Origin of the sequence: Vibrio atypicus (assembly GCF_009811315.1) — a bacterium.
GTDB classification, from domain to species: Bacteria; Pseudomonadota; Gammaproteobacteria; order Enterobacterales; family Vibrionaceae; genus Vibrio; species Vibrio atypicus.
The window spans coordinates 282019-302807 of sequence record NZ_BLID01000003.1; the positions used below are offsets into that span (position 1 = coordinate 282019).

General features: G+C 43.0%; 15 protein-coding genes and 2 pseudogenes. 8 read left to right on the top strand and 9 right to left on the bottom strand.

The features are described from left to right. Positions 1-3: 3 nt before the first annotated feature. Genes modC through GVO60_RS08555 form a run of 4 tightly spaced genes read right to left on the bottom strand, consistent with a single transcriptional unit; the run spans position 4 to position 4022 of the window. Complete coding sequence (modC, locus tag GVO60_RS08540; protein WP_159652913.1) at positions 4-1107, bottom strand: molybdenum ABC transporter ATP-binding protein ModC; 1104 nt, start codon at positions 1105-1107, stop codon at positions 4-6. Beyond that, positions 1107-1805, bottom strand: coding sequence for a molybdate ABC transporter permease subunit (gene modB, locus GVO60_RS08545; RefSeq protein WP_159652915.1), 699 nt, complete (start codon positions 1803-1805; stop codon positions 1107-1109). Before modB ends, modC begins: the two co-directional genes overlap by 1 nt. After that, the gene (gene modA, locus GVO60_RS08550) at positions 1806-2552 is read right to left on the bottom strand and encodes a molybdate ABC transporter substrate-binding protein (protein WP_159652917.1); all 747 of its coding nucleotides are present in this window, start codon (positions 2550-2552) and stop codon (positions 1806-1808) included. Between the two features lie 6 nt (positions 2553-2558). Continuing rightward, positions 2559-4022 carry a cobyric acid synthase gene (locus GVO60_RS08555; RefSeq protein WP_174855878.1) on the bottom strand — a complete coding sequence of 488 codons (1464 nt, stop codon included), beginning with the start codon at positions 4020-4022 and terminating at the stop codon, positions 2559-2561. Between the two features lie 192 nt (positions 4023-4214). Here GVO60_RS08555 and GVO60_RS08560 point away from each other — a divergent pair, with 192 nt between their 5' ends. The 3 genes from GVO60_RS08560 (at position 4215) to GVO60_RS08570 (ending at position 7218) form a co-directional block, all read left to right on the top strand. Further along, positions 4215-4583, top strand: coding sequence for a YgiW/YdeI family stress tolerance OB fold protein (locus tag GVO60_RS08560; protein WP_159653302.1), 369 nt, complete (start codon positions 4215-4217; stop codon positions 4581-4583). Between the two features lie 94 nt (positions 4584-4677). Continuing rightward, the gene (locus GVO60_RS08565) at positions 4678-5196 is read left to right on the top strand and encodes a hypothetical protein (RefSeq protein WP_159652919.1); all 519 of its coding nucleotides are present in this window, start codon (positions 4678-4680) and stop codon (positions 5194-5196) included. A 141-nt stretch (positions 5197-5337) separates the two neighbouring features. Continuing rightward, positions 5338-7218 (top strand): methyl-accepting chemotaxis protein, encoded by a 1881-nt coding sequence (locus tag GVO60_RS08570; RefSeq protein WP_159652921.1) that lies wholly within the window; start codon positions 5338-5340, stop codon positions 7216-7218. A 43-nt stretch (positions 7219-7261) separates the two neighbouring features. Here the strand turns inward: GVO60_RS08570 and cra are convergent, their stop codons facing one another. Beyond that, complete coding sequence (gene cra, locus GVO60_RS08575; protein ID WP_159652923.1) at positions 7262-8242, bottom strand: catabolite repressor/activator; 981 nt, start codon at positions 8240-8242, stop codon at positions 7262-7264. Positions 8243-8560: 318 nt separating this feature from the next. Here cra and fruB point away from each other — a divergent pair, with 318 nt between their 5' ends. Genes fruB through fruA form a run of 3 tightly spaced genes read left to right on the top strand, consistent with a single transcriptional unit; the run spans position 8561 to position 12416 of the window. After that, positions 8561-9691 (top strand): fused PTS fructose transporter subunit IIA/HPr protein, encoded by a 1131-nt coding sequence (gene fruB / locus GVO60_RS08580; RefSeq protein ID WP_159652925.1) that lies wholly within the window; start codon positions 8561-8563, stop codon positions 9689-9691. A 9-nt stretch (positions 9692-9700) separates the two neighbouring features. Next, positions 9701-10672: a 1-phosphofructokinase gene (pfkB, locus tag GVO60_RS08585; protein ID WP_159652927.1), complete on the top strand. Its 972-nt coding sequence runs from the start codon at positions 9701-9703 to the stop codon at positions 10670-10672. A 19-nt stretch (positions 10673-10691) separates the two neighbouring features. Beyond that, on the top strand, positions 10692-12416 hold the full coding sequence (gene fruA, locus GVO60_RS08590) for a PTS fructose transporter subunit IIBC (protein ID WP_159652929.1): 1725 nt from the start codon (positions 10692-10694) through the stop codon (positions 12414-12416). A gap of 71 nt (positions 12417-12487) precedes the next feature. On the opposite strand, the gene GVO60_RS08595 is transcribed toward fruA, so the two are convergent. After that, a complete protein-coding gene (locus tag GVO60_RS08595) occupies positions 12488-12781 on the bottom strand; it encodes a hypothetical protein (RefSeq protein ID WP_159652931.1) in 294 nt (97 codons plus the stop codon). A 146-nt stretch (positions 12782-12927) separates the two neighbouring features. Between GVO60_RS08595 and GVO60_RS08600 the strand changes: the two genes are divergently transcribed. After that, complete coding sequence (locus GVO60_RS08600; RefSeq protein ID WP_159652933.1) at positions 12928-14829, top strand: sensor domain-containing diguanylate cyclase; 1902 nt, start codon at positions 12928-12930, stop codon at positions 14827-14829. A gap of 137 nt (positions 14830-14966) precedes the next feature. Then, on the top strand, positions 14967-16193 hold the full coding sequence (gene glgC, locus GVO60_RS08605; RefSeq protein WP_263971946.1) for a glucose-1-phosphate adenylyltransferase: 1227 nt from the start codon (positions 14967-14969) through the stop codon (positions 16191-16193). Positions 16194-16266: 73 nt separating this feature from the next. On the opposite strand, the pseudogene GVO60_RS08610 reads toward glgC, so the two are convergent. The 3 genes and pseudogenes from GVO60_RS08610 to GVO60_RS08615 all read right to left on the bottom strand — a co-directional run. Beyond that, positions 16267-19140, bottom strand: a pseudogene (locus GVO60_RS08610) (chitinase C-terminal domain-containing protein); the annotation flags it as partial. A gap of 65 nt (positions 19141-19205) precedes the next feature. Then, positions 19206-19422, bottom strand: a pseudogene (locus GVO60_RS22675) (carbohydrate-binding protein); the annotation flags it as partial. 419 nt (positions 19423-19841) lie between these two features. Then, complete coding sequence (locus GVO60_RS08615; RefSeq protein ID WP_159652939.1) at positions 19842-20729, bottom strand: AraC family transcriptional regulator; 888 nt, start codon at positions 20727-20729, stop codon at positions 19842-19844. Positions 20730-20789: the final 60 nt, after the last annotated feature.

Below are 20789 nucleotides of genomic sequence, written 5' to 3' on the forward strand. Positions count from 1 at the left end.
TTTTTATGCAAGAACAATATCTCTTTGAGTGACACTTACCCCTTTCACCTGTGCGTATATCACCATACCTTCTTGTAAGTTAAGATCATCTCTAGCCCATGAAGTGATGGTCGCAACCAAATAACAGTTTTTAGCGAGCTCTAACGTAACTGAGACGCTCTTTTTATCACTCCCATAACTGTGAGTTTCTATTTTGGCAATCTTAGCTTCAAGGATATTACGTATCGAGGTTTTGCTCGGAGGCTCCAGGACTAAAGAAACGTCATTGGCTCTCACTTGTAAGCGAACGTTATTTCCAATCGGCGCATGAATCTTTTGTACCCAAAGGTTAACGCCTGGCGCTAACTGAATACGTGAAAGCGCATATTCAGAGTTATGCTCAACAACGGTTGCAGAAAATAGAGAGCTCTGCTCAGAAAATGACTGCCAAGGCTTCATTGCACTGGAGGACCACACTTGCTCTAGTGTGCCATTTGCTGCAATTTTTCCATCATCAATAACCACCATATTTTCTGCCAAATGAAGCACTTCATTTAAACTGTGAGAAACATAGATTATTGGGATTTCCACGCTATGAGCCAGTTGCTCCAAAAAAGGCATCACTTCTCGCTTTCTTGGTAAATCAAGGGAGGCTAAAGGTTCATCCATCAAAAGAATCTTTGGCTTTGATAATAATGCTCTACCAATGGCAACACGCTGTTTTTCACCACCAGATAATTGGTTAGGGTATCGTTCGAGTAAAGGTGATAAAGCAAGTAACTCAACAATCTGATCAAAGTATGAATCATCAGCTTCTTTCACGCCGTATAGAAGGTTGCCTTTAACTTTGTAATGAGGAAAAAGTCGCGCGTCTTGAAATACATACCCAACCTGACGTTTGTGGATAGGGATATTGATATTAGACTGGGAATCAAATAGCGTGGTGCCATTGATTGATATTACTCCAGTCTGAGGAGTTTTAAGCCCTGCTATGACATTTATTAACGAAGTTTTGCCTGCACCTGAACGACCGAATACTGCGGTTATTCCTTTGGGTGGCAAGGATAAAGTGATGTCGAATGCTTGTTCGCCAAGACACTGTTGATAGTTAATTTGTAAACCGTTCATTAGTGCCCCCCTAACCGCTTGTTGCTGTATCGAGATAACCATTCAGACGCCATCATTGACGTTAAAGCAATCACTATGGAGATAACACATAAGCGCATAGCCTCTGTTTCAGCTCCGGGCGTTTCGATAAAACTGTACATAGCGAGCGGTAGAGTTTGTGTTTCACCTGGAATGTTAGAGACAAAGCTGATGGTCGCGCCAAATTCACCTAAACTGCGAGCGAATGAAAGCATTGTGCCAGTAATGATACCCGGCACAATCAAAGGTAATGTGATGGTGGTAAACACTTTCAAGGGTGATGCACCCAGTGTTGACGCTGCTTGCTCTAATTTCTGATCAACATTTTCCAAACTAAGTCGAATAGAACGAACCATTAAAGGTAAAGCGACAACAATGCAGGCGATAACAGCGCCTTTCCAATTAAATGAAAAGACTAAATCAAAATGTTCGTACAGCCACTGGCCAATCCAACCCTGACGGCCCATAGAAATCAATAATAAGTAGCCAATCACCACGGGTGGTAGTACTAACGGCAAATGGATGATGCTATCTAGTAAGTTTTTGCCTACAAATTCGCACTTTGCTAATAACCAAGCTAGGCCGATCCCAATAGGAATGAGCCAAAGAATAGCGTATCCAGCCACCTTTAGACTGAGCAAAAGGGCTTGTATTTCGTACTCGGATAGAACACCAAACATCTAGTTGAAACCGTATTTTTTGAGAATATTGCTGGCTTGTGGGCTTTGCGCAAAAGTGGCAAACATTTTGGTCGACTCATTTTTGTTTAGTATTGCCATCGGATAGACAATTGGTTGATGGGAAGATTCAGGTAAAGCCGCCAACTGTTTTACTTTTTTACTGTAGAGAGCATCGGTCTTATAGACAATCCCTAACGCTGCCTCTTTTCGTTCAACAAGAGTCAGCGCTATACGGACATTATTGGTTGGAGCTAATTTGCTTTGTATCGTCTTCCAAACTTTTAGGTTCTCTAATGATTGTTTAGCATACATGCCAGCAGGAACTGCATTGGGTTGTCCAATGGCTAAGCGGCTGTTTTCTAGTGAATTAAGCCAACTTTTCACTGATGTTATTTCAAACTCTGGCTTACTATCGATAGGAGCAACGACGACAAGTTGGTTAGTCGCAAGTTGAGTGACGTTGTCACTGCTTACAATCTCTTGGTTCTTTAAATAATCCATCCACTGATTATTGGCTGATATAAAAATATCTGCCGGAGCGCCGTTAACCAATTGTCGAGCTAAAGATGAACTACCTGCATAGACAGTTGTTACGTCTACGTCATGCTGATGTTCGAAAACAGACACCAGCTCATTGACAGCGTTAGTCATAGAAGACGCGGCGTACACCATTAGTTTTTCAGCTGCACTAGCTGAGAAACTGATAGTTGTAAGTAGTGGAATAAGGGAATACTTAACTAGGTTCATCAGTGACTATTGTTCCAGATCTGGCCATAACTTTTTGAGGTCAATATGTGTTTCAACGGCATCGGCGATACGGTCAATTGCGTTTTGCTGATTTTGTTTGTGATCGACTTGTGCAATACATTCTACCCCGACCCAATGAGCTATGGTTGAAATCACGTCGGGATAATCAAAGATACCATGTAAATAGCTACCAAACACTTGATTGCAATCACTGATTGCGCCATCCCAAGCTCCGTTAGATAGCCTAACTGGTGATTGAGCGTTAATTTGCGTGATTCCTGCGTGAATTTCATAACCGCGAACGTCTACGCATTCTCCTTGTAGAGTTAAATGACCGGTGACATTGCTTAGGGTTTTATGCGCTGTTATTTCTGTCGTAATGTCCAAATAACCTAACCCTTCGGATTGGCCGGCGTCACTTTCGATACCTAATGGATCGGAAATAGTTTGTCCTAACATTTGGTAGCCACCACAGATCCCCATAACTTTACCGCCGAGGCGCAAATGGCGGGCAATGTCTTTATCCCAGCCCTGTTGTCGAAGAAACGCAAGATCTGTTCGCACTGACTTAGATCCGGGTAAAATAATAAGATCCGCATGTTCAATTCGTTCGCCTTGGCCAACGTAACGTAAATCGACCTCTGGGTTGGCTCTTAAAGCGTCAAAATCGGTATGATTACTTATTCGAGGGAAAACAGGCACAACAACTTTAAGCTTTGAATCACTGGTTAATTCTTGGTGACAGTTGATGGCGTCTTCTGCTTCTAAGTCGAAACCATGTAGGTAAGGAAGAACACCTAACACGGGTTTGCCTGTCTTGTTCTCAAGCCAGTCAAGACCGGGTTGAAGCAATGAAAGGTCACCTCTGAAACGATTGATCACAAACCCTATTACACGATCTTGTTCTGTTTGTGACAAAAGTGCCAGCGTGCCGTAGAGGTGCGCAAATACACCACCTTTATCAATGTCGGCAATAATAATTACGGGAACATCCGCTTCTTCGGCAAACCCCATATTTGCAATGTCATTTTCGCGTAGGTTGATTTCGGCAGGACTCCCTGCCCCTTCAATCATTACGCTCTCGTATTCTTGCTGAAGTCTAGCAAATGAATCCATAACATGCGGTAGCGCAAACTGCTTGTAGCTTTGGTAACCTATGGCATTCATATCAGCCACCGCTTTACCATGAACAATGACTTGCGCTCCCGTATCGGTACAGGGCTTTAAAAGAATGGGGTTCATATCAACTGTGGCTTGAATATTTGCCGCCAGAGCTTGTACATATTGAGCTCGACCTATTTCACCGCCGTCGGAGGTTACTGCACTATTCAGTGCCATATTTTGTGGTTTGAATGGTGCGACCTTAATCCCCTTCCTTGCCAGTACTCGGCATAATGCTGCCACGAGTACGCTTTTTCCGGCATCGGATGTCGTTCCTTGCACCATAAGTGCTTTTATTGTCGGCTGCATATGATTGTATTTAGGTGATAATTCGATAATTCGATGATTAGATGATTAGATGATTAGATAAGGATAATAGCGGTTTTCACAGCAAATACTCAACAATGAATCGAATATGAATGTGCTGATCAGCTCCGGTTCAAATCTGATGTTGTTTAATGTACCCATCAACAAACAGACATACTGAGAACTATTATGAAAATGAAATCTATGATCCTTGCTTCTGCTGCTACTCTAATTCTTACTCCAGCGTTAGCGATGGCGCACGATGACCATAACCGCACGAGCATCCAATACAGCGGCCCTGTTGATGTTGTTACGGTAGACTCACTTCTTCAAGATACAGGTCGCTTTGTAGAGAAAGACGTCGTTGTTGAAGGTAATTTGTTACGCCAAATTCGACGTGACACATTTGTCTTTTCTGACGGTAAAGGGGAAATTCAAGTCGAGTTAGATGATGACCTAAATCTGGTACAGCCATTAGACGCGTCAACAAAAGTTCGCCTTTTTGGTGAGTATGAAGGTGGCAATACACCAGAAATTGAAGTAGACCACATTCAAATTCTGTAAAACTGTTTCATTATCCGACAATTACGTTACTATTTGGCTTGTATATTGCAAGCCAAATACAGAGTCAAAAAATTGATGTAAGTCGGAGACTGCTTTGAAAAAGTACATATTAGCCAGCGCAATAGCATGCATGAGCTTCACAGGATTGGCCAACGCCAACAACTTCAATTATACCTACGGTGAACTTCGTACTTCGATAAGCCCTGAAAGTACCGGCGTTGAAGTCAGTACTTTCCTTACCGAGAACTCCCACCTAATCGCTCGTATAGACTCTCAATTTGACGGTGACTATGATCTTGCTGGTGGCATTGGTTTTAACGGGCCGGTGTCTCAATTTGCCGATATTTACGGTCAATTACTTTTGCACTATGTCGATTTTCCTGATGATTCAAGCCGTGATAACCGAACCCAGACAGAAATGAATATTGGCGTTCGAATGTGGCTTACTGATCAAATTGAAGCAACTACACGTCTCGGACGCAATAACGATGCCTCTGTGTTTCATGCAGGTATTCGCTTCCACTCTACTGAACAGTTATCCCTTTCCGCAGAAACTCGGAACAATGGTCTTTATGGGCCTCAAGTAACCATGTCGGTTCGATTCCAAATGTAGAGATTGTTAAGCGCCTAGATGGCGCTTTTTTACTTTTTATGCGAAAGAAAAGTTAAATACAAAACGATAAACTGTTTATTTATGGTATGTTGATCTGTAATATTCTGAGCGAAAATTATTCGTTTAGGATGGCGCAGGAAAATGTCCTCTATATCAATCAAAAATAAACTTACTATTGCATTTGTGATTGCAATTTTGATCATGACAGCAATTCAAACCTATATGACCGGTAGGCAACTTCTTGACGAAACTTATCGTTCAGTAAAGCAATATACTAACACTCTACTAGAAACGAACGTTTCCGGAATGGATAAGTGGATCCAAGGGCGTATCAACGTTGTAAACGCGGCGAGAGATGCATTCAAATACACTGATGATCCAAGTAGCTATTTCACACAGAGCACCAATGCTGGCCAATTTCAAATCGCGTATGCAGGGCTCTCAAATGGTAAATTTCTTCAAGGCGTAAATCTGCCCGTTCCAATAGGCTATGATCCCCGTGAACGTAAATGGTACAAGCAGGCACAAGCTAAGGGGTCATTTGTCATCACAGAGCCTTACCTTGATGTTGCGACTAATAACCTTGTTGTCACGATTTCAACGCCATTTAATACAAACGGTTTTACCGGCGTGATTGGCGCTGACATGAATATTCAAAACCTAGTTCGTGACATAGTGAATCTCAACGACACGGGAGTGTATGCGTTTATAGCTAATAGCAATGGTAAAATCGTCGCTCACAAAGATTCTTCGCTTACTTTACAATCTGTTTCACGCATATCTGACACGCTTTCTATCAGTATGATCCAAGACTTAGCAAGTTCTCAGGAAAGTAGAGAAATGCAAGTTGGAGGACAAGAGTCATTCATATCCTCTCGTCATGTGCCAAATACAGATTGGTATTTCACCGTCGTGATTGATAAAGACAATGCATTTGCCCCTGTACGTGATTTACTTCGACAATCTGCGTTTATGGGGCTTTTGCAAACATTTGTTATCGCATGCATTGCTCTGTTTTTTATAAAAAAAGCACTTTCCCCTTTGCTTACGTTAAGTCACTCGATGGAAGCTTTGTCTAAAGGATATGGTGACTTAACACAACGCATTAAAGTGGAAACCAAAGATGAGATTGGCCAATTAGCTACGCATGTCAATGCGTTTATTGCCAAGCTTCAAGAAATTGTGCGGGATATTGCGCAATCTTCATCGCAGCTGGATGTTCAATCTAAGGTCAGTACAAACGTATCTAAAGAGACAAGCGAAGGGCTTACCATACAGTTAAATGAAATGTCTCAGATAGCGACTGCTGTACATGAAATGTCGGCTGCTGCAGAAGAAGTCGCGAATAACGCACAGCAAACCGCGGACTCTGCTCTTGGCTCGACAGTGCATTGCGACGAAGGTAAGCAGGTTATCGTTCGAAACCAACAGTCTATAACAAATCTCGCTGAACAAGTGGAAAACGCATCGCAAGTCATTCGTGAGTTGGAGCAAAATGCTCTTGATATCAACACGATTCTTTCAACAATCAGTGAGATTGCAGAGCAAACCAACCTACTCGCTCTTAATGCGGCGATTGAAGCTGCGCGAGCTGGGGAGCAAGGGCGTGGTTTTGCGGTTGTAGCGGATGAAGTACGAGTTCTTTCACAACGTACACACAGTTCTACTGATGAAATCAGAGAGATGATTGAGAGTTTACAAAAGAACAGTCTTCATGCGGTTGAATCTATGCATAGAAGCCAAAGCCTTGCTCAATCAAGTGTTGATGATGCTAGCAATGCGACTGCGGCATTGGAAAAGATTGCGCAATCAATTCAAGAAATATCCGATATGGCATCACATATTTCGAATGCAGCTTCTGAGCAGCGCACTGTAACGGGTGAAGTAAGCAAAAACATTCAGCTTGCCAATGATGTATCTGACCAAATGTCAGTTCAAGCGGATAAATCGAGCTTACTGTCTGAAGAGCTCCAATCTATCGCAACACAACTAAATAACCAGGTTAAGCTTTTTAAATACTAACTTGCATATACGACGCCCTAACTATTAGGGCGTCGTTACTTTTTTATCTACGTACCACGATCTTTCTAGGCACCAGTTCGACCCCAGGTTGATAGCGTTTTGAAGCTGCGTTCAACGCGAGTGCCATCGCGCTGTCTGCGATAAACTCAAACTGCTGTGGCAATGAGTTTATCTTGACTGGAAGGAAGTCGAGTAAGCGATTATCACCGAATGTGGCGATTTTGATCTTACCCACAAGCTCGGGCTCCTCGAGCAGTACATCTAGTACCCCTTCTAGGAGTGTATAAGATGTGGTTATCAGTGCGTCTGGCACCGTATCCTCTTGTAGCCATTGCTTTAGCACTTGTTTGCCATCATCGCGATTGAAGTGCTCTCCATAGCCAAGTAGTGTTGACGTATTGCTTTGCTTCGCTGCTGACAAGAACCCCATTTGACGCTCTCGAGATATATTGAGCTCGGGTAATGCGCCAATTAACCCGACACTTTCGACTCCTTCACCTAACACAGATTCAGTGAGATTGAATGCCGCGCCAAAATCTTCACTGATAACACAAGAAAAGTGTTCATCATCTAGAGGACGGTCCAGTGCAATTACCGGAGTTCCTTTATTCTGCAGATCGAGGTAAAAGTCACTCGCTTCTGGAATAACGCTAGCGACAAATAATGCATCGACTTTACGACTCACAAGAGCTTGTACGACACTTCTTTCTGTACCTGGATCATCATCAGAACACCCTATTAGGATTTGGTAGCCTGCTGAACGAGAGTTTTGTTCGAGAAGCTTTGCTAACCGTGCATAACTGGTATTTTCTAGATCCGGAATGACCAGTCCAAAAGAGCGACTATGCCCCGCTCTTAATGTAGAGGCCGCTAAATCTGGGCGATAGTTATGCTCGTCAACAACCGCCATAACCTTACGTTGAGTTTTTTCGCTAATTCGATATTTCTGAGCTTTGCCGTTAATGACGTAGCTTGCAGTCGTTTTGGAAACGCCAGCCAGTTTGGCGACTTCATCCAGTGTCATACCCTTCAACCTTGTTGTGTGCGCGGGATCATAATAATACATCAAAGATCCAACCTTAAGTTGAAGTATATGCTGAAACGATTCAGTATAAAAGCTGAAAGGATTCAGCAAAGACTTAAAATTGATGGATATCACTGTTTATTCTGGTATCGATCTGATTTACGAATATTGAAATTCGTTTTTTGCTGAATTCTTTAAAATATGCTCAACTGCTGAATCGATTCAGTTTGTGTTGAAGCGAACAATGATTCCGCTAGGTTGCCTTTTGATAAGCAGCAAGAACGGTAAACAAATCAAACTTAAAGCTGGAGAAGCAACATGCTCAAGCTAACAACAAATAACATTACTCTTTCACAATCTGCTGAAGATAAGTTTTCTGCCATTGAGAGCCTTGCATCTAGCCTGTGTGCACAAGGATTGGTTGCTGAAGGTTATGTTGAAGGCATGCTCAACCGTGAAAAACAAAACAGTACATTTTTAGGCAACGGTATTGCTATCCCTCATGGCACTGTTGATACACGCGACATGGTCAACACCACCGGCGTTTCGGTTCATCACTATCCGAACGGTGTGAATTGGGGAGGTGGTAATACTGCTTATGTCGCGATAGGAATCGCCGCAAAATCTGATGAGCACTTAGGTATTCTAAAGCAGCTAACAAAAGTTCTTAGTGCCGATGGTGTCGAGCAACGTTTACAAACCGCAAAAACTAAAGATGAGATAATTGCCCTGCTTAACGGCGATGTTCATCTTGAAGCAGATTTTGACGCATCTCTTATCCAGTTGAACTTTCCTGCGAGCGATATCATTCAGATGACCGCTGTTGGTGCTGGTTTAATTAAAAATACAGGTTGCGCAGAGCGTGAGTTTGTCGCTGACGTAGTCGCGAAAACACCCACCCATTTAGGCCACGGCTTGTGGATGGTTGGAAGTGAAAAACAAGTATCTCGAACTGCCGTATCATATGTCTCTACCGCGAATGACTGTCAATTTGATGGTCAACCTGTGAAGGCTCTTGTTGCCTTTGCAGCTTGTAACAATGCACATCAAAGCATTGTTCAAAATCTCACTCAATTGGTATTTGATAATAAACAACCCTCTTTACTTGAAGCGGATACAGAGACGGTTATTGCACTTCTTAAAGGTGACGATGTCACGCTATCTGTAAATAACGACAATCAAGCAATATTTAAGATAAAGAATACCCACGGTCTTCATGCCCGACCAGGTGCAATGTTAGTTGCTGAAGCCAAGAAGTTTGAATCTAACATTCGTGTCTCAAACTTAGATGGTGATGGAAAATCGGTTAATGCAAAGAGTCTGATGAAAGTTATTGCGCTTGGCGTTAAGCATGGCCATCAACTTCAGTTTAGTGCGGAAGGCCCGGATGCATCTGAGGCGATTGAGTCGATTGGTGCTGCCATTGCATCAGGCTTAGGTGAAGGTTAAAGAGGCGCTATGACGATGAAAACAAATAAAGTAGTCACCATTACCTTGAACCCTGCATTGGATCTTACTGGTTCATTAACCTCACTTAACATTGGTGCGGTTAATCTCGTAAACAAAAGCAATTTTCACGCGGCTGGTAAAGGCGTAAACGTTGCCAGAGTACTCAGTGATCTGGGGGCCGAAGTGACTGTGACGGGATTTCTTGGCAAGAATAACCCAGAGCTATTTCATCAACTGTTCGAGCAAATCGGCGTATCAAACCGATTTATTGAAGTTGAAGGTTCAACGCGAATTAACGTTAAGTTAGTCGAAGCCAATGGTGAAGTTAGCGATATTAACTTCCCGGGTGTCGAAGTGTCCCCTTCTGACCTAAAGCAATTTGAGCAAACGCTTTTTGAATTGGCCGAAACCCATGACTACTTTGTGATTGCTGGAAGCCTACCTGGCGGCGTAACGCCTGAAAAGTGCGCTAGTTGGATTAAACACCTGCGTAATCTTGGCAAAAAGGTACTGTTTGATAGTAGCAAAGCTGCCCTTTCTGCAGGCATTGACGCATCTCCTTGGCTAATCAAGCCCAACGATGAAGAACTCAGTGATTTTGTCGGACGTAAATTAATGTCTCGTGGCGATTGCCAGCAGGCCGCACAATCTTTAGCCGAAAGCGGCGTTGAAAATGTCGTGGTTTCAATGGGCGCCGAGGGTGTTATGTGGTTGAACAACAATCAGTGGCTAACCGCGCAGCCACCAAGAATGAGTGTCGTAAGTACCGTTGGTGCTGGCGATACCCTGGTGGCTGGTCTTTGTTGGGGCTATATGCAATCTATGGAATCATCTCAATTACTCCGTTTTGCCACTGCCCTTTCAGCACTTGCTGTAAGCCAAGTTGGCGTAGGACTAACCAGCCAAGTAGAGCTGGAAAACATCATGTTGAAAACAGAAGTTAACGAAATTTGCCCGAGCAAAAACGTCGAAGCAAACTAAGGAACAAAAGGTTACTCGTATGAATATTGCCATTATAACCGCTTGCCCAAGCGGCGTAGCCAACAGCATTCTTGCTGCTGGCCTACTTGAACAAGCAAGCAAAAAGCTTAGCTGGGACGCTAAGATTGAATGTCAATCAACTGTTGTTGAGCCAAACATATTGAGCCAAAGTGATATTGAACAGGCTGAAGTAATCATTATCGCAGCGAATCGTGATGTTGACACCTCGCGTTTTGTAGGTAAAAAAGTTTACCAATCAAAGATTCAGGATGTGACTACTGATCCAGTCGCGTTTTTACAAACGGCGGTATCTCAAGCTACAGCGATCCTTGAGCCAAGCAAGCCTAGTGAGAGTATTGAATCAAGTAAAAAGATTGTCGCTATTACAGCGTGTCCTACTGGTGTCGCCCATACCTTTATGGCAGCTGAGGCGTTAGAGGAAGAAGGCAAGCGCCGTGGACATCAAATTAAAGTTGAGACTCGTGGCTCAGTCGGTGCGAAAAACCAACTAACCGAACAAGAGATTGCTGATGCAGATCTCGTGATTATTGCTGCGGATATTGAAGTCCCATTAGACCGTTTCAACGGTAAAATGATGTACCGAACAAAAACAGGCCCAGCACTAAAGAAAACCGCCGAAGAAATGGATAAAGCTTTTGAGCTTGCTAGTATTTATCAGCATTCCGGCTCTTCTAATCAAACATCAAATGAAGAGAAAAAAGGTGCCTACAAGCATCTTATGACCGGCGTATCTCATATGCTTCCAGTCGTGGTAGCTGGCGGTCTTATTATTGCGCTTTCATTTGTGTTTGGCATTGAAGCATTTAAAGAAGAAGGGACATTAGCCGCTGCATTAATGACAATTGGTGGAGGTTCTGCTTTCGCGCTAATGATTCCAGTGCTTGCAGGATACATTGCGTTTTCTATTGCAGATCGTCCGGGTTTGGCACCAGGTTTAGTTGGTGGCATGTTAGCAAGTTCAACCGGTGCCGGTTTCTTAGGTGGTATTGCTGCTGGCTTTATTGCTGGTTACGCTGCGAAGTTCCTTGCGGATAAAGTTCAGTTACCTCAGTCAATGGAAGCATTGAAGCCAATACTGATCATTCCTTTCGTAGCGACTCTATTCACTGGTCTAGTCATGATCTACATTGTTGGAGGCCCTGTTGCAGGCATCATGACTGCCCTAACCGACTTCCTAAATAACATGGGATCTGACAGCGCTGTCCTACTTGGAATTATTCTTGGTGCGATGATGTGTTTTGACTTAGGTGGTCCGGTTAATAAAGCAGCATATGCATTTGGTGTTGGATTGTTAGCTTCACAAACCTATGCGCCAATGGCAGCGATCATGGCAGCAGGTATGGTGCCAGCGTTAGGTATGGGACTTGCGACGTTTATTGCTAAAAACAAGTTTGAAAAGAGCGAGCAAGAAGCAGGTAAAGCGTCGTTTGTACTAGGCTTGTGCTTTATTTCTGAAGGTGCTATTCCGTTTGCCGCGAAAGACCCAATGCGAGTCATTCCTGCGTGTATGGCAGGTGGCGCTTTGACTGGTGCTCTATCTATGCTGTTTGGAGCAAAGCTTATGGCTCCACATGGCGGCTTATTTGTATTGCTAATTCCAAACGCGATAACTCCTGTGTTGATGTACTTAGTTGCGATTGCAGCGGGTACGGCAGTGACAGGTTTTGGTTATGCTTTCCTGAAATCGCGTTCAGAAGCAAAGCAGGTTCAAGCTGAAGCATAAATAGTTACCCCCCATTTATGCTCCCACAATGTAAAAGCACCTCTTTTGAGGTGCTTTTATTATTTGGTTAGTTAACTTCTCTTCACCGCGTCACGGTCAACATACACTTTATTGCCCGTCTTTAGTTTAACTTCTAAAAAACCTTGCTTTGGGAATGTATCAACGATTTCACCTCGGCGCTTAAACTCCGTAGTCTCACACCCTTTCGGTAAGTCTTTTTTTACTGCGTTAATCGTTTTTCGTTTCAGGAAGCTTTGCATCGCCCCTTTAGTTTCGCAAGTTACACGATTTTTAGGGATAGTAACATCTGCGTAAGCTGGAATAGCAAATAGCGATGCAAGCGCAAGGATTAGAAGTTTTCTCATGATGACACCATATATTATTCAGTATGTCGTACCAATATATCACATGGCATTCTGGAAGTCATATTATGCACGGGCGCTCACAGTACTTTATTTAATATTTGTATATTATAAGTCGCTTATACAACTTTAGGACTAATTACTCGGCAATGTCATTTACTCGCTATAAGCTAGCTTTTCAGTTCGTGGTAACCTTTTTTGCACTATCACTCGTGCCAGCCCTGTATTTTTATAGCGAGTATAAGAAGATTGATATTCAAGCTGTGAATGCTGTTGAGCAAAGCAATCGCAATAAACTAGAGTATGCGAGCGCTGAGCTTCAAACTACACTAACCAAAATCAACCTTTCTTTGCGGTCTCTCTCTACTAATGGCTTGTTTAATCAAGCGCTATTAAAACCCTCTGAATCAAATATCAATGCCCTAAAAGACTTTTGGCTCTTAGTTACCCAAACACAAGGTTACTACTCGCAGCTCCGCTTATTAGATGTCAATGGTCAGGAGTTGATCAGAATTAACAGTAGTGAGCGAGTGTCCGAAATTGTTGACGATGACCGACTCCAAAATAAAGGTGAACGTGATTACTTCGCCTATGCACAAACATTAAAACCCAATCAACTCGGTACTTTTGGTATTGATTTGGAGCATGAGTTTGGTGAGGTCGTTTACCCTCTTACCCCTTCGTATCGCGTGATCATCCCGCTTCAACTACAAGGGGAACTGCAAGGCTATTTTATTGCGAATCTGGACTTGAAACGAATTTATAAACGACTCGCTTATAAGCGTAACCTAGCCAATTTACCTTCTGTCGTGAATACTGATGGTTATTATTTAATGTCCAATCATGGACAGGCAACGTTCGGCCACCTGATAGAAAGAAACAGCGAATATAATCTTTCGAATCAGCATCCATTGCTATGGGAAAAGATAAATCAAGCGAGTAATGGAACTGTGCGTGATGGCAATCGCTGGTTTTCATTTCAAAAGTCGTTCATGGCGTCAAAAGATCGCAAGAACAACATTATCTTTATTATCGAATCTGACCATAAGTCTGTCTCACCAATTGTAAATGACGCACTCACCGATCTGGTGGTACAAGCAAGTTTTCTAACAATCATCATTTTGCTGATTACGTTCGGTTTCGTGACATGGAATTACAACCATCAAAAAAACAGTATGGCGAGTAAAATTGCACGCGCGGCAATGAATGGCATGTCTGCAATGGTGATTACTGATCACAATAACCGAATCGTTGAAGTAAACGAGGAGTTTACTCGAGTCAGTGGCTACGAGTTGAAAGACGTTGTAGGTAAACAGCCATCCCTGTTCTCTTCGGGAAAGCACAATCAAGAGTTCTACATGGCAATGTGGAAAGAGCTTGAAGAAAAAGGGATTTGGGAAGGTGAAGTTGTCAACAAACGTCGAGATGGCACAAAGATTACAGAGATCTTAAGAATCCAAACAGTTAGAGATCAAAACAACATCATCCAGTTTTACGTTGCTTCTTTCGTGGATATTACTCATCGAAAAGAATTGGAAGATCGACTTAGAGAGTTGAGCGAAAGAGATCCTCTTACAAGTTTATGGAATAGACGAAAATTCGATAATGAAATGACGAGTCATTCTATTCGAGTCAAGCGCTATCCAGACAGCGAAACAACATCGCTTGCACTCTTAGACATCGACCATTTTAAACGTATTAACGATAAATATGGCCATGATGAAGGTGACAATGTCATTATCAATGTTGCTAATATCTTAACTGACCACCTAAGAGAAAGTGACTTGGTTGCGCGCATTGGTGGTGAAGAGTTTGCACTTATTATGCCCCACACTTCTATTGGCGAAGCTGAAATTGTGGTGAATCGACTGCGAACGGCTATCCACCTAGAAACCAACATGGGGATAACGGTTAGCGCAGGAGTGACTGAAATATGTAGCCGCTCAAGTGACAGCTATAAACGTGCAGATATTGCGTTATACGAATCTAAATCTTTGGGGCGAAATCAAGTGAGTGTACTTTCTACTCATGAGTCCGAATCTATTGCATAGAATTGGTGCAACAACCAATTTTGATGCACTATTTACATGCATATATTCACATAAATTATCTGCAAACCTTGTAAATACTACTACCTAAAACTTGGTGCAATTCTTGTACTAATCTATATGAACCATATTGCACTGTTATGGAGGATAGTATGCAAGATATCTTAACAATCATCCTTGCGGGAGGCATGGGGTCAAGACTGACTCCATTGACGGATGATCGCGCAAAACCAGCGGTACCATTTGGCGGTAAATATCGTATCATCGATTTTACGCTAACGAACTGTCTGCACTCTGGGTTACGCCAGATCCTAGTATTAACTCAATATAAGTCCCACTCTCTTCAAAAGCATCTTAGAGATGGTTGGTCTATTTTCAATCCTGAGCTTGGAGAATATATTACCGTTGTTCCACCACAAATGCGTGGCGGTGGTAAATGGTATGAAGGTACTGCAGATGCTATCTATCACAACCTTTGGCTACTTGAAAGAAGTGATGCCAAACATGTTATTGTTCTCTCTGGCGACCATATATATCGAATGGATTATGCCGAGATGTTGAAAGAACATATCGAAAATGATGCAAAACTCACTATTGCTTGTATGGATGTACCACGAGAAGAAGCATCAGCGTTTGGTGTGTTGTCCTCAAATAATGAGAATCTGATAGAAACGTTTTGTGAAAAACCGGAAAACCCGTCGCCGATGCCAGGTAACAATGGTCGAAGTCTAGTTTCGATGGGAATTTATATCTTCGAACGTGAAACGTTGCAGAGTGCTCTTATGCAAGATGCTAATGAAGCCTATTCTTCTCATGATTTTGGTAAAGATATAATCCCTAAGCTGATCGATAAACAGTGTGTTTATGGATATAACTTTTGCCAAGATAAAGGTCGGGTTGCAAGAGATTGTTATTGGCGAGATGTAGGAACTATCGACTCTTTTTATCGCGCTAACATGGATTTACTCGAACCTATACCACCAATGAACCTTTACCAAGCCGATTGGGGAGTGAGAACATACGAGCCGCAGTTTCCTCCGGCTAGAACCGTTTCTTCGGCGACCGGTAACGAAGGAATATTTATCAATTCTATCATTGCTAATGGCGTCGTAAACTCTGGTGGTTCAGTGCAGCATTCTGTGATCTCAACGAATGTAAAGATTCATGATAGCGCAACAATCGTCGATAGTATTTTGTTTGATGATGTTGAAGTTGGCGACGGATGTAAGTTGGTCAATTGTATTGTCGACAAACATGTGAAAATCCCACCGTACACGGAAATTGGTCTAAACCGAGTTGAAGATGCTAAACGCTTTCATATATCTGACTCTGGAATTGTTGTCGTACCAGAAAGCTATCAGTTTTAGTTAGGTTTCGTCGGGTACAAAAAAAAGCCTTGGGTTCACCCAAGGCTTTTTCACTACGTATTGTATTTATTGGTTAAGGACAAGTAACTTCATCCCAGAACCAATTGGATTGTGTTGGAGACTCCCAAGTTCCTGGATTATTCTTGGCGACAAAGCATTTTCCGTTATGGCTGTATGTCTCGCCATTAGTTGCCTTGGTTACGCCGGCTTCCCAAACTGTGACTGTACCGGAACCTGTGTTACCACCAGTATCCCCGCCTGTGTTTCCACCAGTGTCACCGCCCGAACCATTGGTTAAATCGGCAAGTGGTAAGTCAGGTTGTTCAAACTTAAACGCATAATCAATACCATTAATGTTAACGGTATAGTTAGCAGGACCGGAGATCGGTAGGTAATAAACCATATCTAGTTCATAGGTACCGCCAGCTGGTAACTCTTTCCAAGACGGCAGACTAAATGCAACGCGGTGCATTGTGCCGTCAAGACCGCCAATGTTATTAGCACGAGTATGACCTGATGCAATAACTTTCAAACCACCACCTGACTGATCTTTCGCATTATCTGGTGCGGATACTGGGATATCGAACTGGAATTCTGTTCCACCCGGAATTGCTTGGCCAGTATTGTTAGTAAAAGTGACTTTTGGATTAATTGGGTAGTTTTGATCACCTACCTTAAATCCGCCGATGGATACGGCAATATCGACTGTTTCAGCCGCTGTTGCACCTGTCGCGATTTTATTCCCATAAGGTGTCGCTGACTTAAATTTATCGTAGATTGCTTTAGTCATAGTGTTACCCATATGGTATTCACCTTGACCTGTAGCACAAGCCTGTTCGGATAGGTCGACATTTGTACGTTGACCATTTACGTCGAGTTCATAACAGTTGTAGTCGCCTGCTAACTCCCAGAACATGATACCGCCGATTTCCTTGTCAATAACGTAGTCGGCTTTTACATTGACTGACGCTTCATCTTCTGTTGATAGGAAAACGCCTTTCTCTGCATTCCATAGCCATGGTGCTACAGCAACGCTATCGTAATTGCGCTCATAAGTTCCGACGAGTCTGTCGCTTGGGTCGTTTACAGGATCGAGGTTGTATGCTTGAGAGTAGCTACCCCAAATACCATTCTCTAGGTTCTTCGCATGCCACATTGGACCAGAACCAGCACCCATTTCGTTTCCTTTAGGGTCGGTATCATGCCACATATTATCGATACCAATTGCGCCATTACCACAGTTGTTCTTCTCGCCCTCACCTGTTCCTTCAGGACACTCAGATTGATTTGGCAACGCGGCGCGGCCCCAAAGACCATTCGTGCCACCTGTTACGCCTTGCCAGCCACGGGTGTAGTACGGAACACCGATGTTAATTCGACCTGCAGGCATTGAGCCGCGGAAATAATGATATGCCCAGTCAGTGTTAAGGTAACCGATACCACCATAAGCTGCGGTTCCGTATACATTCCACTGCGCTAATTCAGAATCTTCACCTGTATCAAACAGTGCTGCGTTATGACCAACATGGTCATTCCATGCACCGTGAAGATCGTAAGACATGATGTTGACATAATCGAGGTACTTAGTGACGTCGAATGTCTCCATTCCACGTAGTAGGTAACCTGATGATGGTGCCGCGATGGTTAACATGTAGTGAATGCCGTCTTGTGCAGATGCCGCATCAAGTTTCTCACGCAATACTTTCATTAACTCTTGGTAAGAGGCCCATAGATAAGGACGGCGTGGTTCCATGAAGGCTTTGTCGTATGGGTTGCCGGCGCCAGCCATCGATGTTGGGTATTCGTAATCTATATCTAGGCCGTCAAACTTGTACGTTCGCATCATTTCGACAGCAGATGCTGCAAATTTTTCGATACCAGCGTGGTTGATTGAACCGTCCGCATTAGTGGTCATCGTGTAGAAGCCACCATCTGCTACTCGGTTACCATCTGCGCCAAAGTGACCACCTGTTTCAGCCCAGCCACCAATCGAGATAAGTGTCTTAACGCCGTAACGTTCTTTATAGGTTGCAAGTGCACCAAAATGACCTTTGAACCCTAGTGCTGGATCTATATCCACCCCTGCCCATTCTTTACCAGTTGCGGCATTGGAAGGATCATTAACGTCACCGAGGTTTACTTTGCCGTCAGGACCAATTCCGACGAAAGCATAATTGATATGTGTTAGCTGTTCCCAAGGTATGTCTTTAACTAAGTAAGCTGCTTGTCGGTCATCCCCTGCGCGCCAACTCGTAAAGTAACCAATAACACGACGAGGGTGATCTGCCCCCATTAATTCGCGGCCTTCCTCATCGTAAGTTGTACAGTAAGGAACGCTTACGCCTTCTGTTTGATATAAACCATCAGGACGACAAGTCGATGTTGTTGGCGCACCATTTACTTTCAATGTTAGAGCAGAAGAGCTGGTCGATGCGCCTAGGTTGTCAGTTGCTTTCGCGTATACGGCTAAGTTGCTTGATTTCACCGTTGTATAATCTAATGTATATGGTGCGCTAGATACGGTTCCGACTAGAGTTCCTGCTACATAGAAGTCTACTTTATCTATTGAGCCATCCACATCAGCAGCATTAGCAGATAAAGTAACAACGCCCCCGACATCCACTGTTGTCGCTGACAAAGTAACGTCTACTGTAGGAGATTCGTTCCCAGGTTGCGTTGATTCGACGTTAACTAGAACTTGGTTAACTAAACTGGCTTCACCAGCGTCGTCGTATGCAACAGCACTAACGCTATGTTGGCCAGATGTTGATGTCCAAGTTGTCGAATATGGCGTTGTTGTATCTTCACCAATAATTACGCCATTAACCGAGAACTCAACACGTACTACAGAACCATCACTATCACTGGCGTTTGCTGTTACTTCAATAATATCGCCTTCTTTAATGATGTCTGCTGCTGATGGCGAAGTAATGGTAACGACAGGCGGTTCGTTAACAACGACACCGCCATCGCAGGCACCGAGTGATTTCCAAAATCCCCAAGGCCCAGCAGTTTCTGCCGGGTCATTACCTTGAGTCCAATAATTTGCTTGGTAAGCCTCATTGACATGCTGGACTTGGTCCCCCCCACTATATACTGAAGCTGAGTTCCATTCAGGTAACGCGCTGCAATCAACAGCGGCGTAACTGTTGAATGCCATCAAGCAGGATGCGCTAAGCGTGGTTAGTGTAAAGACACGCTTTCGGGCATTGTTGTTTGATAAGTGCATAATGCTCTATCCTTAAGTTATTGTTTTGGTGTGTTAAATTGTCTGCATATAAATACAGATAACTTAAAATTCGATTCAAAATAACAATAGATTAGGACGGCAAAATCACACGTAAAAAATAGTTATAGTTCAAAATGTCTCGCAACTACATGTACATTTGTTGCAATTGCATTCGACTTATTTTGCATCAATAACCAAATTCTGATTTATTTTTGAGACAAAAAAATAAGCCTCTGAGCTGGCTCGCAAAGAGGCTTATTTATCAGAAGATTGACTAGATCTCCTATAGGGGTATGTATCATTTACAAGGCAATTCTGTTATGCAATGTAATGATTTGTATTGCTATTATGGGGTAAATCATTAATAAAAACACAGTAATTATGTAAATTGATTTTTCCCCTTTTGAGAATACGTCTGATTAACTTGCTAATTTCATACCGCGAGGCGTTTCATTAAAGTGGCGTTTGTACTCTCTGGAGAACTGGGAACTGCTATTATATCCCACGAGTCTCGCGGCATCGTTTACCTTTTTGCCTTCAAGATGAATTAGCTCTTTTGCTTTATTCAAGCGAACTTTCTTGATGTATTGAATTGGCGATTCCAAAGTAATATCTCGAAACGCAGTGTGGAAAGCCGAAACACTCATATTGGCTTCTTGAGCTAAGCTTTGTACCGACAAGTTTTCAGCATAACTTTCGTGAACCTTTTCGAGAGCTTTAGCGATGCGAGCGTAGTGACCTTCATGATGTGCTAAATCAAAAAGTAGATGCCCTTCACTGCCGGTTAAAGCGCGGAAAACCAACTCTTCTTTTAATGACTGTGCCAGTAGCGCCGTTTCCAATGGATCGCAAAGTGCACTCATTAAGCGTTCACATACATTAAGCATATTTACTTCCATTTGCACAGACTTTAAACCGCACCCATCTTTGGCGCTTTTTAGGGCTGGTTTATATCCGAGTATTTCAAGTTTATTGACTTGACGATGGAGCAGTTCAGAGTCGATATCAATAGATAGGCCAAGTAGAGGCTCTCCTGCTTTAGCGAATGCTTCGCACTCCAAAGGCATCGGAACCCCAACGACAAGGTAATCTTCTGGGCCGTATGCTACAGGTTGATTCCCAATGTAAATATTCTTATGACCTTGCCCAAGAACAATTATCCCGGATTGATAAACGAAAGGTTGACGTTGGTTTCCTTGGCTACTTCGGTAAAACCAAACACCATTGATTTCAGTTTCAACAATGCCTTCTAACAGATTCAAATTTTTCTCGTCAACATACCGTTGCATCAACTTAGCTAAAACCATAACCCCTCCATTCCCTACTAGAGAAACAATACACACAATGTAGAATTAGGCAATAAATAT